Origin of the sequence: Neisseria sp. HMSC078C12, from assembly GCF_001838065.1 — a bacterium.
GTDB lineage: Bacteria > Pseudomonadota > Gammaproteobacteria > Burkholderiales > Neisseriaceae > Neisseria.
Genome location: NZ_KV835584.1, coordinates 127289 through 144670, shown reverse-complemented (window position 1 = coordinate 144670; position 17382 = coordinate 127289). Strand labels below are relative to the sequence as shown.

General features: G+C 50.4%; 13 protein-coding genes. 8 read left to right on the top strand and 5 right to left on the bottom strand.

The genetic code is table 11. The annotated features are described in order from the left end of the window. Nucleotides 1–34: 34 nt before the first annotated feature. Entirely contained in the window at nt 35–967 is a 933-nt protein-coding gene (locus tag HMPREF2596_RS02275; RefSeq protein WP_188211458.1) for a serine hydrolase, read from the bottom strand. Nucleotides 968–1256: 289 nt separating this feature from the next. On the opposite strand from HMPREF2596_RS02275, the gene clpX reads away from it, so the two are divergent. Beyond that, a complete protein-coding gene (gene clpX, locus HMPREF2596_RS02270) occupies nt 1257–2522 on the top strand; it encodes an ATP-dependent Clp protease ATP-binding subunit ClpX (protein ID WP_070849390.1) in 1266 nt (421 codons plus the stop codon). Nucleotides 2523–2729: 207 nt separating this feature from the next. Here the strand turns inward: clpX and HMPREF2596_RS02265 are convergent, their stop codons facing one another. Beyond that, nucleotides 2730–3065 carry a hypothetical protein gene (locus tag HMPREF2596_RS02265; RefSeq protein ID WP_036491675.1) on the bottom strand — a complete coding sequence of 112 codons (336 nt, stop codon included), beginning with the start codon at nt 3063–3065 and terminating at the stop codon, nt 2730–2732. 431 nt (nt 3066–3496) lie between these two features. On the opposite strand from HMPREF2596_RS02265, the gene HMPREF2596_RS02260 reads away from it, so the two are divergent. Further along, on the top strand, nt 3497–4891 hold the full coding sequence (locus tag HMPREF2596_RS02260; protein ID WP_114139652.1) for a DEAD/DEAH box helicase: 1395 nt from the start codon (nt 3497–3499) through the stop codon (nt 4889–4891). A gap of 161 nt (nt 4892–5052) precedes the next feature. On the opposite strand, the gene acnB is transcribed toward HMPREF2596_RS02260, so the two are convergent. Continuing rightward, nucleotides 5053–7638, bottom strand: a complete 2586-nt coding sequence (acnB, locus tag HMPREF2596_RS02255) for a bifunctional aconitate hydratase 2/2-methylisocitrate dehydratase (protein WP_070849384.1) — start codon at nt 7636–7638, stop codon at nt 5053–5055. A 200-nt stretch (nt 7639–7838) separates the two neighbouring features. After that, the gene (locus HMPREF2596_RS02250; protein ID WP_070583547.1) at nt 7839–8876 is read right to left on the bottom strand and encodes a sensor histidine kinase; all 1038 of its coding nucleotides are present in this window, start codon (nt 8874–8876) and stop codon (nt 7839–7841) included. 92 nt (nt 8877–8968) lie between these two features. Here HMPREF2596_RS02250 and argH point away from each other — a divergent pair, with 92 nt between their 5' ends. Both argH and HMPREF2596_RS02240 read left to right on the top strand, forming a co-directional pair. Continuing rightward, nucleotides 8969–10348 carry an argininosuccinate lyase gene (gene argH, locus HMPREF2596_RS02245; protein ID WP_070849382.1) on the top strand — a complete coding sequence of 460 codons (1380 nt, stop codon included), beginning with the start codon at nt 8969–8971 and terminating at the stop codon, nt 10346–10348. 166 nt (nt 10349–10514) lie between these two features. Further along, nucleotides 10515–11039, top strand: a complete 525-nt coding sequence (locus HMPREF2596_RS02240) for a hypothetical protein (protein WP_070849379.1) — start codon at nt 10515–10517, stop codon at nt 11037–11039. A gap of 50 nt (nt 11040–11089) precedes the next feature. On the opposite strand, the gene fumC is transcribed toward HMPREF2596_RS02240, so the two are convergent. Continuing rightward, on the bottom strand, nt 11090–12478 hold the full coding sequence (gene fumC / locus HMPREF2596_RS02235; protein WP_070849376.1) for a class II fumarate hydratase: 1389 nt from the start codon (nt 12476–12478) through the stop codon (nt 11090–11092). Between the two features lie 309 nt (nt 12479–12787). On the opposite strand from fumC, the gene HMPREF2596_RS02230 reads away from it, so the two are divergent. The 4 genes from HMPREF2596_RS02230 (at nt 12788) to HMPREF2596_RS02215 (ending at nt 17336) form a co-directional block, all read left to right on the top strand. Further along, nucleotides 12788–14707 (top strand): TonB-dependent receptor, encoded by a 1920-nt coding sequence (locus HMPREF2596_RS02230; protein WP_070849370.1) that lies wholly within the window; start codon nt 12788–12790, stop codon nt 14705–14707. Between the two features lie 57 nt (nt 14708–14764). After that, entirely contained in the window at nt 14765–15742 is a 978-nt protein-coding gene (locus HMPREF2596_RS02225; RefSeq protein WP_070849366.1) for an ABC transporter substrate-binding protein, read from the top strand. A 104-nt stretch (nt 15743–15846) separates the two neighbouring features. Then, nucleotides 15847–16644: an ABC transporter permease gene (locus tag HMPREF2596_RS02220; protein ID WP_070849363.1), complete on the top strand. Its 798-nt coding sequence runs from the start codon at nt 15847–15849 to the stop codon at nt 16642–16644. After that, a complete protein-coding gene (locus tag HMPREF2596_RS02215; protein WP_009310824.1) occupies nt 16644–17336 on the top strand; it encodes an ATP-binding cassette domain-containing protein in 693 nt (230 codons plus the stop codon). Before HMPREF2596_RS02220 ends, HMPREF2596_RS02215 begins: the two co-directional genes overlap by 1 nt. Nucleotides 17337–17382 lie beyond the last annotated feature (46 nt).

Here is a 17382-nt window from a genome sequence, read left to right as displayed (position 1 = left end):
CTGAACGGTTTCAGACGGCCTTTAAGCGTAACATTTAAGAACGGCGCTGCAACATCCAAGACTCAATCTTACGCGCATCGTTCACGCGTGTTGTAGAGGATGGAGAATTAAGCAATACAATGGTAATCGGCTGATTCTGTACATTGGCCTTAACCACCATAGAACGTCCAGCTTCACGGATATAGCCGGTTTTCTGCAATTCGATATTCCAGCTGCCCTCACGCACTAAGGCGTTGGAGTTTTTGTAGTTTTGGCGGCCGTTTGCCGTCAACACCGAGCCGTAATTTGAAGTTGAATTTTTACGGATTAACGGATATTTGCTGGCTGCCGCAACCATACGGTTCAAATCGCGTGCAGTGGAAACGTTTTGGAAATTCAAACCGGTAGGCTCATAGAAACGGCTGCTGGTCATACCCAGGCTTTGCGCTTTGGCATTCATGGCCGCAACAAACGCGCTCATACCGCCCGGATAGGTACGGCCCAATGCATGGGTAGCACGGTTTTCACTGCTCATCAGGCTCAAATGCAACAACTCGCCGCGCGTCAGCGTCGTGCCGATGCTCAAACGGCTGCCCGTACCTTTCAAACGGTCGATTTCAGCCTCGGTAATCGTGATAGGCTCGTTCATATCGAGATGCGCATCCAAAACCACCATTGCGCTCATCAATTTGGAAATAGAGGCAATCGGCATGACACGATCAGGGTTTTTCTGATACAGCACTTCACCGGTTTTATTATTGAAAATCAAAGCAGATTGCGAAGAAAGCAGAGGACCGGCCAAAGCAGCCTGAGCTTCGACTTGGTCGGCATGGCTCAACGCAAAAGCTTCCATCGGGTCATTTTGAACTGGGAAATTTTGCTCCAAAAATTGTCCCAATACATCCATATCATCGGCAACGGCAGGCGCAGAAGCAAAGGCCAATGCCACACCTGTCCATACCATTCCTAAAGTTTTATAGAATTTCATATCTGCCAATTCAAAAAAATACATTTAATTCAACATTCTGTTAAATTTTTCGGCAATTGTAAAGCGAGTTGAGAAAACTTTGCGTTTGTTTGCGAGATATTCAAATCCCACGCCCTCATCTGTTTCTTAGACGATACGGCGCGATACCTGCTCTGATTTGAAAAAACACAAGATAGTCATTATACTTAGGCACCTTTGTCAGAGGCATTCCCTCAATCCGGCAATACGCCCGAAATATCTGTTTCCCCTTTACAACACAGCCTCCATACAACCATACGAAGAAATTATTATGTCTGAAGAAAAACGCACCTGTTCATTCTGCGGAAAGTCTGAAAACGACGTTAAAAATCTGATTGAAGGCGAACACGCCTTCATCTGCAACGAATGCGTGGAAACTTGCGGCCTGATGCTGCAAGATAACGAATCCGGCGAGATTGAAAACGAATTTGCCAAAGTAAAAGAAGAAAACGCCGAGAAAAAACTGCCTACCCCTGCCGAAATCGTTGCCAACCTCAACGACCACGTTATCGGCCAGGAACACGCAAAAAAAGCTTTGGCGGTATCGGTTTACAACCACTACAAACGCCTGCGCCATCCAAAAGCAGACGGCAAGGTTGAACTGTCAAAATCCAATATCCTGCTGATCGGCCCGACCGGCTCAGGTAAAACCCTGTTGGCGCAATCTTTGGCGCGCAAACTGGATGTACCTTTTGTCATGGCGGATGCCACAACTTTGACCGAAGCCGGTTATGTCGGTGAAGACGTCGAACAAATCATCACCAAACTTTTGGGCAAATGTGATTTTGACGTTGAAAAAGCCCAGCGCGGCATCGTTTATATCGATGAAATCGATAAAATTTCACGCAAAAGCGACAATCCATCCATCACGCGCGACGTATCCGGCGAAGGTGTGCAACAAGCCCTGCTGAAACTGATTGAAGGCACGGTAGCCAGCGTTCCTCCTCAAGGCGGCCGCAAACATCCGAACCAAGAATTCATCAACGTTGATACCACCAACATCCTCTTTATCTGCGGCGGCGCATTTGCCGGCTTGGAAAAAGTCATCCGCCAACGTACTGAAAAAGGCGGTATCGGCTTTGGTGCGGCGGTACACAGCAAAGATGAAAACGCCGATATTTCAGCCCTGTTTGAAACAGTTGAGCCTGAAGACTTGATTAAATTCGGTTTGATTCCCGAGCTTATCGGCCGTCTGCCCGTGATCGCCACATTGGCAGAATTGGACGAAGATGCTTTGGTCAACATTTTGACCGAACCAAAAAACGCCTTGGTCAAACAATATCAAACCTTGTTTGAAATGGAAAATGTCGGCCTTGAGTTTGAAGAAGACGCCTTGCGCAGCATCGCCAAACTGGCAATGGAACGCAAAACCGGTGCGCGCGGCCTGCGCTCTATCGTCGAACGCTGCCTCTTGGACACCATGTACGCCCTGCCAGATTTAAAAGACGTAGCCAAAGTCGTCATCAATAAAGAAGTGGTGGAAAAAGGCGATCAGCCAAAACTTTTCCGTGAAGACGGCAGCGAATACAAGCAATAAGGTTTATTCTTCGAAAAAGACGTGTACCCATTACACGTCTTTTTTATTTTCTTAATAAAACCAAAACCATATTTTCTAATGATGGCCTTATACATGAAAAACAAAGGCCGTCTGAAACATATTCAGACAGCCTTTGTTTTCAAGTTGCTCTAAGTCTGTCTTCATCCGGAGTATTGATGAGAGTGACTTCCTTGAATTTTATGAAGCTTATTTTTTTGCTTTTTTAGCAGCTTTTTTTGCAGGAGCAGCTTTAGCAGCAGGCTCGGATGCGGCAGCTTCAGGAGCAACAGCCTCAGGCGCTGCTACCGGTTCAGAGGCAGCAGGCTCGGAAGCAGCTGATTCAGCGGTACGTTGATAGCCTTTGTCTTTCATGCAGGCATCAAACACAGCGCGGTCAGCATTTTCACCAGATGCCTGTTGGCATTGGGTCATTGCTTCTTCAACAGTGACGCGTGGCGCTGCCGCTTCTTCAGCAGGTTTGGAAGAAGAACAAGCTGCCAACATCAGGCTACCGGTTGCAAGAGCGATCAATAAAGTTTTCATAATTGTATATTCCTAAATTTTAATTTTATGGTTTACCGTTAAACGGGAGATACAGGCTACAAAACAAGCTCTGCACCTCAATATTGAGTACGTGAGTACAATTTAGTTTCATTTTAGCCTGTAAGTTTTTGATAAATTAATTCTATTGACGTTAAGACAAATGCTTAATCTTCAATAAACTCAAAACCTTGCAGGCCCGTAAATTTTTCTGTTTTTAAACTGTAAAAATATCAAAACTTAGACGATTTTAGCTGCAACCATCATTTGGGGAGTCCCTTTTTTTATGGCATAATGGACTACTTGACGGATTGTTCCGCTCCCCATTTTTTTCAAACCGCAGAATCAAAATAATACTGCGGTTTGTCCATTTCAGAATCAGATTTTTTCAGACGGCCTTATTATGCAAAAGGCCGTCTGAACAGAAAGCCACTATCATGAATCCTTTCTCTTCACTCGGTTTAGGCAGCGAATTGGTCTCTGCCCTGACCGATCAGGGTTATGAAAACCCTACGCCCATCCAAGCCGCAGCCATTCCTAAGGCGTTGGCCGGACACGACCTTTTAGCTGCCGCCCAAACCGGCACAGGAAAAACCGCCGCCTTTATGCTGCCCAGCCTCGAACGCCTGAAACGCTATGCCACATCCAGCACTTCCCCGGCCATGCACCCCGTCCGCATGCTGGTATTGACCCCGACCCGCGAACTGGCCGATCAAATCGACCAAAACGTACAGGCATACATTAAAAACCTTCCTTTGCGCCACACCGTCCTCTTCGGCGGCGTCAATATGGACAAACAAACTGCCGACTTGCGCGCCGGTTGCGAAATCGTTGTTGCTACGGTTGGCCGACTGCTCGACCACGTCAAACAAAAAAACATCAATTTAAACAAAGTTGAAATCGTTGTACTCGACGAAGCCGACCGTATGCTGGATATGGGTTTCATCGACGACATCCGCAAAATCATGCAGATGTTGCCCAAACAGCGACAAACCCTGCTTTTCTCCGCCACTTTCTCACCGCCTATCCGCAAGCTTGCACAAGATTTTATGCACACGCCTGAAATGGTCGAGGTGGCCGCGCAAAACACCACCAACGCCAATGTCGAGCAACACATCATTGCCGTTGATGCACTTAAAAAACGCAATCTGCTCGAACGCCTGATTGTTGATTTGCATATGAATCAAGTTATTGTTTTCTGCAAAACCAAACAAAGCGTCGATCAAGTTACCCGCGACCTCGTCCGCCGCCATATCGCCGCGCAATCCATCCACGGCGACAAATCCCAACAAAGCCGACTGGAAACCCTCAACGCCTTTAAAGAAGGCACATTACGCGTTTTGGTTGCTACCGATGTTGCTGCGCGCGGCCTGGATATTGCCGAGTTGCCTTTCGTCATCAACTACGAGTTGCCGACCCAACCCGAAGACTACGTCCACCGCATCGGACGTACCGGCCGGGCCGGTGCCGATGGCGTTGCCATTTCCTTGATGGATAAAACCGAACAAAAAATGTTTGAAGCCATTAAAGAGCTGACCGGCAGCGATTTGAAAGTGGAACGCATCGAAGGTTTCGAGCCGCATTGGTGGGGCAACGGCAACCAAGATGAAACTGAAACACACCAGAATCAACACAACGACAGCCGCTCCCGCCGCGATGACAGAAACAAACGCAGCGAATATGCGAGCAAGTCGGACAAAAACTCGAAAAAAACAGAAGACAAAAATGACCCGGGTATTGCCTGCGGCAAAATTGCCGGCAGAACACGCCGCAGCCGTCACGAGCGTCAGCCTTGCGCCCTACTCCAACCTGGTTTTGGCGTAAAATAAACCACGCTGTTTTGTACTAAAAGGCCGTCTGAAATATATCTTTCAGACGGCCTTTTATTAAACCTAAAATAAAAAGGACGTGATGAACACGTCCTTTATTTATCCGTTTCAGACAGCCTTGGTTATTTAAGGCCGTCTGAAAATCGGTTTACCTTGTTACATTAAACATTCACGGTCTCGGCTACTTCGTTGTAGCTGTCGATTTCGTTGAAGTTCATGTAGCGGTAGATTTGGTCGCCCTGTTCGTTGATGATGCCGATGTTGGCTTGGTACTCTTCAACGGTCGGGATTTTACCCAGTTTGGAGCAAATCGCCGCCAACTCTGCCGAGCCGAGGTAAACGAAGGTGTTTTTACCCAAGCGGTTCGGGAAGTTGCGGGTGGAAGTGGACATGACGGTCGCGCCTTCGTGTACTTGGGCTTGGTTACCCATACATAATGAACAACCCGGCATTTCCATACGCGCGCCTGCACGGCCGAGTACACCGTAGTGGCCTTCGTCGGACAACTCTTTCGCGTCCATTTTGGTCGGCGGCGCCATCCACAGGCGGACGGGGATGTCGGACTTGCCTTCCAAGAGTTTGGAGGCGGCGCGGAAGTGGCCGATGTTGGTCATGCACGAACCGATGAACACTTCGTCGATTTTGGTGCCGGAACGTTCGGACATGAAGCATACGTCGTCCGGGTCGTTCGGGCAGGCGATAATCGGCTCTTTGATGTCGTCCATGTTGATTTCAATCACGGCAGCGTATTCGGCATCTTTATCCGCTTCGAGCAATTCGGGGTTTGCCAACCATGCTTCCATGGCTTTGATGCGGCGTTCCAAAGTGCGCGGATCTTGATAGCCGTCGGCAATCATGTTTTTCATCAACACGATGTTGGATTTCATGTACTCGATAATCGGCTCTTTGTTGAGCTTCACGGTACAGCCTGCGGCGGAGCGTTCGGCAGACGCGTCAGTCAATTCAAAGGCTTGTTCCACTTTCAAATCAGGCAGGCCTTCGATTTCGAGGATGCGGCCGGAGAAGATGTTTTTCTTACCGGCTTTGGCAACAGTCAGCAGGCCTTGTTTAATCGCGTACAGCGGAATGGCGTTCACCAAGTCACGCAGGGTTACGCCCGGTTGCAGTTTACCGCTGAAGCGTACCAATACTGACTCAGGCATATCGAGCGGCATCACGCCGGTAGCTGCTGCGAAAGCAACCAAGCCGGAGCCGGCAGGGAAAGAAATACCGATAGGGAAACGGGTGTGGCTATCGCCGCCGGTACCGACTGTATCAGGCAACAACAGACGGTTGAGCCATGAGTGAATCACGCCGTCGCCTGGACGAAGGGATACGCCACCACGGGTAGAGATGAAAGCAGGCAATTCTTTATGGGTTCTCACATCGACAGGTTTTGGATAAGCGGCGGTGTGACAGAAAGACTGCATCACCATATCTGCTGAGAAGCCCAAGCAAGCCAGGTCTTTCAATTCGTCGCGAGTCATAGGGCCGGTGGTATCTTGCGAGCCGACAGTAGTCATGCGTGGTTCGCAGTAAGTACCCGGACGCACGCCTTTGCCTTCCGGCAAACCGCAGGCCCGACCAACCATTTTTTGAGCCAAGGTGAAACCGGCTTTGCTTTCGGCAGGCGCTTGAGGCAGGCGGAATTCGGTAGAGGCAGGCAGTTTCAGTGCTTCACGCGCTTTGGCAGTCAAACCGCGACCGATAATCAGGTTGATACGGCCACCAGCTTGCACTTCATCCAGCAATACTTGGGATTTCAGGCTGAATTCGGCAACGGTTTCGCCGTTTTTCACGATTTTGCCTTCATAAGGCAGGATATCGACGACATCGCCCATTTTCAGCGCGGAAACATCGACTTCAATCGGCAATGCGCCTGAGTCTTCTTGAGTATTGAAGAAAATAGGAGCAATTTTGCCACCCAGGCATACGCCGCCGAAACGTTTGTTCGGTACGAATGGGATGTCTTCGCCAGTATGCCAAATGACGGAGTTGGTCGCAGATTTGCGTGAAGAACCGGTACCGACCACATCGCCGACATAGGCAACCGGATGACCTTTGGCTTTGAGTTCTTCCAACAATTTAATCGGACCGACTTCGCCCGGTTTGTCAGGAGTGATACCGTCGCGCGGGTTTTTCAACATCGCCAGCGCGTGCAGAGGGATATCAGGACGGCTCCATGCGTCAGGTGCAGGAGAGAGGTCGTCTGTATTGGTTTCACCGTCGACTTTGAAGACGGTAACAGTGATTTTTTCTGGAACTTTGGCACGAGAAGTAAACCATTCGGCATCTGCCCAAGATTGCAATACTTCTTGCGCGTATTTATTGCCTTTTTCGGCTTTTTCTTGAACATCGTGGAAAGAGTCGAACATCAGCAGAGTGTGTTTCAGACCATTTGCAGCAATAGGCGCAAGTTTGTCGTTGTCCAAGAGTTCGATGAGTGCATGAATGTTGTAACCGCCAAGCATGGTACCCAACAGTTCGGTCGCATATTCGGGGGAAATCAACGGGCTGGATGCGCTGCCTTCGGCAACGGCTGCCAAAAATGAGGCTTTAACTTTGGCGGCATCGTCCACACCGGGTGGTACGCGGTGAGCCAACAGCTCAACCAAGAATTCACCTTCACCGGCAGGTGGATTTTTCAGCAGCTCAACCAAATCAGCAGTTTGCTGAGCAGTCAGAGGAAGGGCGGGAATACCAAGGGCAGCGCGCTCGGCGGCGGCTTTACGATAGGCTTCTAACATCTCTTTGTTCCTTTTTCTGTTTTTTCTTCTGGGCAGTTGCAAATGATTTGCAGTTAAAGATTGTAAACAATCCTTTTGAGCATCATAGACCAGTTTTCAAAAAATGGGAACAGTTATGTTACTGAATGTAATAAATTTAAACTATTTTATTTAATGTATTAATAGTCCAATTTATCTCAAGCCGCCCTCTTCTACGCGTTTTAACCAAACAAACGGGAAACTTCGGCTGATTTTTTACGGTACGGCAAGATGATTTCAACGCGGAACAGGCCGTCTGATTGGATGCTTCTGATTTTTGCGTCGGTGTCATACATCAAAGTCAGGCGCTCTTTCAGGTTGCGTAAGGCCATAGAATTGCCTTTATGCGGCTTGGTATTTTCATTAGGTTCCGTCCCGCACGGATTCTCGATACTGATGAAAATAGAGGATTTTTCCAATTTTGTTAATACCGTAATTATTCCTGGACGGTGGATGGATTCGACACCATGAAAGACGGCATTTTCCAAAAGCGGCTGCAGCAGCAGATGCGGCGTTTCCGCATCGTCGGGCGCATGGTGTTGCCACATAACCTGTACGCGCATATGCCCCATGCGGATTTGCTCGATGGCAATATATTCCTGCGCCCATTCGATTTCCTGCCCCAAGGTACTGTTTTGACTGCCGTCGCGCAGCTGTGCGCGGAACAGGTTGGCCAGATTTTCCAGCAAAGTTTCTGCATCATACGGGCGTAGACGGATTAAGCTGATGGCGGCATTTAGGCTGTTAAATAAGAAATGCGGACGGATACGCGCCGTCAACGCGCTCAACCTGGCTTCGGAAATGGAAGGCGCAAGGCTGTTGCGGCGGGCGGCTTCGATGTACATGAAACTGAAACAAAAAAAGGTCAGCAAGAAGAAGTGTTGAATCAGCGGCCAAATTTCCGTCTTCAAAATCACTAGATCGACAAACAAGAAAATCAGCAGGTTGGAGACGTAGGAAACCACGACGCTGTACTGCGAGCGAAGCAGGGACGGCGCAAATGCCTGTAAGAAATAGACCTTGAGTAAAATCAAGAGGATGACGGGGCAAGCCCATGAAAAATGTTGGAAAATCTGCTCCGGATAAGGCACGCCCGATACCGTCATCAACGGAAAGATAAACAAACTGATTAACAAAACAATAAGCAGGCGCACCAGAGTTGCGGAATTGCGCAAATCCGGCACTGCGAAATTCTGGTTTATTTGACGTATAATAGACATGATTTCAACCGTTTTCTTTCATAATGTATAGACGGGTCTGCTATATTGAAGACGTAGACCCTGTTTTTTATTTATATTTTAAGGATGCTGATATGAGCAAGGACAAAACCTGGTCAGGCCGTTTTAACGAACCTGTTTCCGAGCTGGTCAAAAAATATACCGGCTCGATTGATTTTGACAAACGACTGGCAGAATGGGACATCCAAGGCTCGCTGGCACACGCGCAAATGCTGACACAGTCGGGCGTTTTGAGCGAAGACGACCTATCCGCCATCCGTCAGGGCATGGCCGAGATTATAGCAGAAATCAAGGAAGGAACGATTTCCTGGTCGCTGGATTTGGAAGATGTCCACATGAACATCGAACGCCGCCTCACCGACAAAATCGGCGATGCCGGCAAACGCCTGCACACCGGCCGCAGCCGCAACGACCAAGTCGCTACCGACATCCGCCTGTGGCTGCGCGATCAAATTACCGTTATCCAAAGCCTGATTCAAAACCTTCAGACGGCCTTGGTTGATTTGGCGGAACAAAACGCTGAAACCGTTATGCCCGGCTTTACCCACCTGCAAGTTGCCCAGCCGGTCAGCTTCGGGCATCACATGCTCGCCTACGTTGAAATGCTCGGCCGCGATTTCGAGCGCATGGCCGACTGCCGCAAACGCGTCAACCGTATGCCGCTCGGCGCCGCAGCCCTTGCCGGTACCACCTACCAGATTCAACGCGAAATTACCGCCGAACTGTTGGGCTTTGAGCAAATCTGCCAAAACTCGCTCGATGCCGTATCTGACCGCGATTTTGCCATTGAGTTCACCGCCGCCGCTTCCCTGATTATGGTTCACCTGAGCCGTCTTTCTGAAGAATTGATTTTGTGGATGAGCCCGCGTTTCGGCTTTATCGATATTGCCGACCGTTTCTGCACCGGCTCGTCCATTATGCCGCAGAAGAAAAATCCCGACGTACCCGAACTCGTGCGCGGCAAATCCGGCCGCGTGATTGGCCACCTGATCGGCCTGGTTACCCTGATGAAATCGCAGCCTTTGGCATACAACAAAGACAATCAGGAAGACAAAGAGCCTTTGTTTGACACTGCCGACACGCTTATCGACACCCTGCGCATTTACGCCGACATGATGCGCGGCGTGACCGTCAAACCCGACAATATGCGCGCCGCCGTAATGCAGGGTTTTGCAACGGCTACCGACTTGGCGGATTACTTGGTGAAAAAAGGCATGCCTTTCCGCGACAGCCACGAAGTTGTTGCCCAGGCCGTGCGCCATGCCGATGAAGCAGGTGTTGATTTGAGCGAATTGCCGCTCGAAGTCCTGCAAGGTTTCAGCGGTTTGATTGTAGACGATGTGTACAGCGTGCTGACACCCGAAGGCAGCTTAAACGCGCGCAACCACTTGGGCGGCACCGCGCCGGAACAGGTCCGTTTCCAAGTCAAACGCTGGCGTGAATTGTTGGCTTAAACCCATCTAAACACATAACAAAAGGCCGTCTGAAAATTTTCAGACGGCCTTTTGATTACCTGTGTTACACTCAACCTCACAATAAAAACAGATAAAACCTAAACTTACCTTCAAACGAGAAAACACGCCTCCTGACTTTGCCGACATCTTCAAAAAAGGAGCGAGGATGAAAAACATTGTCTTAAAATTGGCTATGATCTGCCTATTCAGCGGATGCTATGCCTTATTCGTCGCCTGGGAAAATGGCGGATTCAGCCAGCTCCATGATTTCCAAGCAATAGAGCGCAACGGCATGAGCGCATACCTTCATCAAACCTCCGCCGCCACCATGCAGGCCGAAAAAAACGAGCTGTCGATTTTGCAAAACAACCAAAACAGCTTAGCCTCTTGCGTCGGCATTGAATCTTTATGCGAACACGCCAAGCCGGGCATCTGGGTTGAACATGCCAAATTCTTACAACACAAGGACACGGGCAAATTATTGGTACTTTCGTTGGACTATTTGGAAAACAATGACACCGCAAAAACCCTACACAACCGCTATTCTGCATCGCTCCTACCCCAAGCAGACAGAAAGGAAGCGTGGCATTACGCCTGGCGTACATTTTTGAGCTCAATAATGTTTCTAATGGTCATCAATCTGACGCCAATGATTTTTGCCCTATTCGAAGAAAAGACAAGCGCAGCATAAAAACATGCCGTCTGAACACATTTTCAGACGGCATGTTTCATTATTAAAGCTTAACGCGGATGAACCATATCGGCAGGAACGACCAATTCGTCAAACTCTTCGCCTGTCAACAAGCCCAATTCGATGGCGGTTTCGCGCAACGATTTATCGTTTTTATAGGCGGTTTTGGCGACTTTGGCAGCGTTTTCGTAGCCGATTTTGCGGTTTAACGCAGTAACCAGCATCAAGGAATGGTGCAGGAAATAGTCGATTTTTTCCGGCACGGGTTCGATGCCGATGGCGCAGTTTTTGTTGAAGCTGTTGCACGCATCACCCAACAGGCGGATGGATTGCAAGAGGTTGTAAGCGATAACGGGCATATAGACGTTCAGCTCGAAATTGCCCGACGCGCCAGCCATGCCGATGGTAACGTCGTTGCCGAACACTTGGCAGCACACCATGGTCATCGCTTCGCATTGGGTCGGGTTGACTTTGCCTGGCATAATGGACGAACCCGGCTCGTTTTCAGGGATTTTGATTTCGCCCAAACCGCAACGCGGGCCGCTTGCCAGCCAGCGGATGTCGTTGGCGATTTTGTTCAGGCTTGCCGCCAGCGTTTTCAATGCGCCCGAAGCGGCAACGGCGGCATCGCGTCCGCCCAAGGCTTCAAATTTGTTCGGCGCGCTAACAAACGGCAGGCCGGACAGTTCGGCGAGTTTGGCGGCGGCTTTTTCGGCGTATTCGGGATGGCTGTTCAAACCCGTGCCGACCGCCGTGCCGCCCAAGGCAAGTTCGTACAAACCCTTGAGCGCGTCGTTCAGACGGCCTAAGCCGTGGTCGAGTTGGGAAACGTAGCCGGAAAATTCTTGTCCCAAAGTCAGCGGCGTCGCATCCTGCAAATGGGTGCGGCCGATTTTGGCGATGGGGGCGAATTCTTTGGCTTTTTTGTCCAATGTATCGCGCAGGGCTTTTACCGCCGGAATAAGGTGGCGGTTGATTTCAATCGCGGCGGCGACGTGGATGGCGGTCGGGAATGCGTCGTTGGTCGATTGCGCGTGGTTCACATGGTCGTTGGGATGGACGGGCTGATACGCTGCCAAACCCGTACCGGCGATTTCGTTGGCGCGGTTCGCCAGCACTTCGTTCATGTTCATATTGGATTGCGTGCCAGAACCGGTCTGCCACACTACCAATGGGAACTGCCCGTCGAGCTTACCGTTCAACACATCATCCGCCGCCTGCGTAATCAAATCCGCCTGCTCGGGCTTAATCCTGCCGAGGGCGACATTGGTGGCGGCGGCGGCTTTTTTCACCAGCGCCAAAGCATAAATCAACGGCTGCGGCAGGGTTTCGCCGCCGATTTTGAAATTGTTGCGGCTGCGCTGGGTCTGCGCGCCCCAATAGGCTTCGGACGGGACTTCGACATTGCCCATGGTGTCGTGTTCGGTACGGGTACTCATGCGTTTCTCCTACATTTAAACAGAAATAATAATGATTCGTAAATTTATTATACCCAGCAAAAGGCCGTCTGAAAAGAGAGAGGTTTTCAGACGGCCTTTTGCTTTATTACCCTGAAATATTAATAGAAGATAAAACTCGATTGCAGAATTAAATACAACCTGCGCCGCCGCTCCCCTTTTCTAAAAATTCTCCTCCTTGTCGATTTGTATTTTGCGCTAGGTGTTTATCGACAATAAATACCTTATCGTTTCTTTACTTTGTTTCTCTCCAAGAGCATAATGAATAAAAATGATTATCAGGAGATGAAGATGAAACGAAAACATTTGGTTTACCTGTTAATGAGCAGTTTTGCCGCCGCAAATGGCTTTGCCGAAACCTTGGCAGACCCTGATGAAATCCAGCCTGTCAAAACCTTTTCCCCTCCCAAACCGATTGCACCGACCGCCGCACAAGGCCATTTCCCCGAAAACCAATTCGACCGCACCGACCGCAGCGATCATTACTTTGTTACCGAAAACATAGACCAAGCCTTCCGTCCATTGAAAGCAAACAGTGGTTTTTACGGCAAAAGTTTTTACAATTCCATTACCGCGCAAGCGCGTGGGGCAAAGGTGTACGGCGTAGCCAACCTCAATCACACCAAGGCCAACGGCTACAAAGACGGCGACGGCAATCAGACCGATTGGAAATACAGCCGTTTCAATCAAGCTTTGGTACTCGGTTTCGTGCCGTCTGAAAACCAGGAATACCGCCTTACCTACCTACACGACGACATCAACGATGACCGCCAACCGCAGTTCGTCAACGACGCATTGGATACCGAACGCCACATCGCCAAACTCAACGCGCGTTGGGGCAATGCCGATTTGAGCAATACGGTCAGCGCGGAAGCAGGCGTCATCAAACTCAAACGCCACGCCGACAATTACTCCCTGCGCCCAAACAATACGCCGCAACAAATGTTTGTAGAGCTTGACCGCAAAGTGTACGACTTCTCGCTCAAATACGACGCGGACTTCGGCAAATTCCACAACAACGCCGCCGTCAGCTACCGCAACGACAGCCAAAACGGCGAGCGCAACGTCCACACCGCCATGCGCGACTTCCTCAACGGCTACCGTTTCGCCGATGTGCACCTCGACCGCTGGCGCATCGCCGATACCCTGTCTTACAAGTTTGACGACCAACACAAACTGGGCTTGGGCTTAAGCTACGAAATCAACGAAGCGGACGTACGCAAAAATACGGCGCAGCCTGCCCATCCGATGAACCGAAACCTTGCCTTCGCTTCATCGCAACAAATCTGGAAAACCCATTACGGCTACAACTTCAACGGCAAAGTTCGCCACCATGCTTTGTCGGGCGAACTCAAATACGATTTCACGCCGTCTGAAACGCAAAAATACAGCGTTTCCTTCGCACATTTGGAACGCATCGGCGACAACACCGAACGCTTCAACTCGCTTGCCGCCATCGTGCAAAACCGCATGAACGGCATGCTGATGAACCAAAACCCAGCCGCCGCCATCGCAGGCAATCCCCTGCTGAAAACCGAAAAACACAACCGCATCAAGCTCACCGCCGACAGCCGTAACGACTACTACAACGGCTACATGAACTCGTTAGCAGGCGCAGGCTGGAACGTGGGCGGCACACTTGTGGCGGACAAAGTCAAAGACCTGATTATTTTTGACCGCGCACGCGGACAAAGCGGTATTTCATCCAACGGCGGCGGCATCATCACACGCAATGTCGATGCACGCCTATTCACCGCGCAGGCCTACGCGCGTTACAACTTCAATCCGCATTGGGCGGCAGGCATCAAAGCCGCCTACAACTACGGACACAATGAAACCGACGGCAGGCCGCTCTATCAAATCCGTCCGTTTGAAGCCGCCGTCCAAGCCGACTACAAAAATTACTTTGCCCACGGCAGCTACAACATCGGCGCCGCCACACGCTTTGTTGCCAAACAAACGCGCGGCGATTTTGACGCGGCAAGCGGTTTGGGCATAGACAAACGCGAAGCCGCCAAAGGCTTTACCGTTGCCGACGTGTACGCAGGCGTAAACTTCAAAGACAAATACGGCTTACGCTTGGGCGTGAACAACGTGTTCAACAAAAAATACGCCGAATACATCAGCGGCGACCACGTCCTCGCCCTGTCGCCCAGTGTGGTGTATGCACCGGGCAGGACATATTGGTTGAGTTTGCATGCGGCTTTTTAAAATCAGGCCGTCTGAAAGAATGCCTGCATTGGCTTATTAAGAATTAGGAGATAAAAAATGGAACTGAAAAGACGCGATTTCTTAAAAATGACCGCCGCGCTGGCAGCCGCAGGCGTTTCGCCTTCATTGTTGGCAGCCGGTAAAGAACAATTTACCGTGTACGGCGCGCCGGCAATGCCCAGCGTCACCATTGCCGTAGCGGCGTTACAAGGCAAGCTGGCGAAGCAGGCGGATGTATCGCTGAAAATCTGGCGTTCGCCCGACCAACTGCGCGCAGGCGTGGCGAGCGGACAATTTAAAGTGATGATGAGCCCGAGCAATGTTGGCGTAAACCTGCGCAACCAAGGGCAGAAAGTCGGCATGGTCAATATTTTAACCAACGGCATCACGCAGCTGATGTGCAAAGGCGGCGCGATTACCTCGCCACAGGATTTGGTCGGCAAAAAAATCCTTGTGCCGTTTAAAAACGACATGCCCGACATCGTGCTGCAAGCCTTGTTGAAAAAACTGAAAATCGACGCGCACAAAGTCGGCATCACTTACACTGCCACGCCGCCAGAAGCAGTCGGACTGTTTTTGAGCAAGGACTACCACGCCGCCATTCTGCCCGAACCGATGGCAACCGCCAGCCTGCTTAAAGGCAAAACCATGGGCGTAAACGTCGTGCGCGGTTTTGATTTGGTAAAAGCATGGGGACAGGCATTTGACACCAAACCGCTGATTCCGATGGCGGGCATCATCGCCAACGAAGAATATTTCCACGCGCACAAAGCGCAGTTCGACATCTTCCATCAGGATTTGAAAAACGCGCTCAACTGGATACTGGCCAACCGCCAAAGCGCGGCGAAAATCGGCAAAAACTACCTCCCCGCCCCCGAACCCGCCCTAGTCATGGGCTTGGACGGCGCGCGGCTGACGGTAACCAAAGGCAGCGAAGTGAAGAACGAGATTTTGAAGTTTTACGAAATCCTGATGCAGTTCAACCCGAAACTTTTGGGCGGCAAGCTGCCGGATAACGGGTTTTTCTTAGCTTAAAAGGAAAGAGGTCGTCTGAAAGTTTAGAATAGTTGAAAATATTCAATCTTCTATTTTTCAGACGGCCTATTCTCTCCAAAACATAACTACCAAAAAAACAAACCATGATTAAAACCGACAAAATCCGTAAACCGCAGCCTGCGCTGTTTTACATCATCGACTACCTTTGGAGCGGCTTTGCCGGTCTAGGCGTGGCAATGGTGGTGGTGGCGTTGTGGGCGTGGGGCAGTGCCGTGTTCGGCGAGTTTATGCTGCCTGCGCCGGTGGAGGTGTTTCAAAAATCTTTGGATTTATTGAAATATTTTCAGGAAAACGAAATCGGGATTTCGCTGTGGCGTTCTGTGGTGGGCATTTCGGTTGCGCTGGTAGCGGGATTGGCGGCAGGGCTGGTGGCGGGCAGTTTTAAGACGGCGATGGCGTTGCTCAAGCCTGTGATTACGATTTTGTTGGCGATGCCGCCGATTATTTGGGTGGTGATGGCTCTGTTTTGGTTCGGGTTCGGCAATCCGAGCGTGTTGTTTACCATCATTGTATTGGTTGCACCGCTGACGTTTGCGAGTGCGGCAGTCGGGATGGCGAGCGTGAACAAGCAGCATGAGGAGTTGTTTGACGCTTATAAATTAGGCCGTCTGAAAAAAATCCGTTATCTGTATATCCCTCATCTGATGGGCTATGTGATTTCCAGCATCGGCGTGGCTGTGGCGATGGGGGTGAAGGTGGTGATTATGGCGGAACTCTTGGGCGCGAGCGAAGGCGTGGGCGCGCGGATTGCAGACGCGCGGGCGATGTTGGAGACTTCGACGGTGATGGCTTATGTGGTGCTGGTTATCGTGTTTGTGTCGCTGTTTGAATACCTGATTACCAAGCCTTTGGAAATTTTGTTTATGCCGTGGAGAAGATGATGCTCTGTCTTGAAAACGTGCGTTTTGAAATTCTCCGCGACCCCATCGTGCGCGATTTCAGTTTGAACTTGCAACATGGTGAAGTGAAAGCCTTGTTCGGGCCGAGCGGCTGCGGCAAGACGACGGTTTTGCGGCTGATTGCGGGCTTGGAAACGCCAAAATCGGGCACGATACGCAATACTTTCCGCAAAACGGGTTTTCTGTTTCAGGAAAACCGCCTGCCGGGAAACTTGACCGCGATGCAGAATATCGCTATTTTTATGGACAAACCCGATGAAGGCGAAATCATCGCGCTGGCGGCGAAAGTCGGGCTGACTGCGGGCGATTTGAACAAATATCCGACCGAATTGTCCGGTGGCATGGCGAAACGGGTAGCATTTTTGCGCCTGCTGCTGTGCGGCTGCGACCTTGCCTTGCTGGACGAGCCGTTCGTCGGTTTGGACCGCGATTTGCGCGATATTTTGGTCGCCATGCTGGTGGAAAAAATCGAGCGGCAGGGCATGGCGTGTATGCTGGTAACGCACGACCGCTTCGAAGCCGCACGCCTGAGCCATGAAATCATGCTGCTTTCCACTAAGGGCATGAACGTGCAAAACGTGATTACCCTGCCTACGCCGCTGTCCGAACGCGATTCGGCTTTTGAAGAAGCCGTGGTGGCAAGAGAGTTTCAGGGGATTCATTATTATGAGTGATAGGAATTTAAATTTCTGACAAACCTTGCGGTTCGTTGCCCTCTCA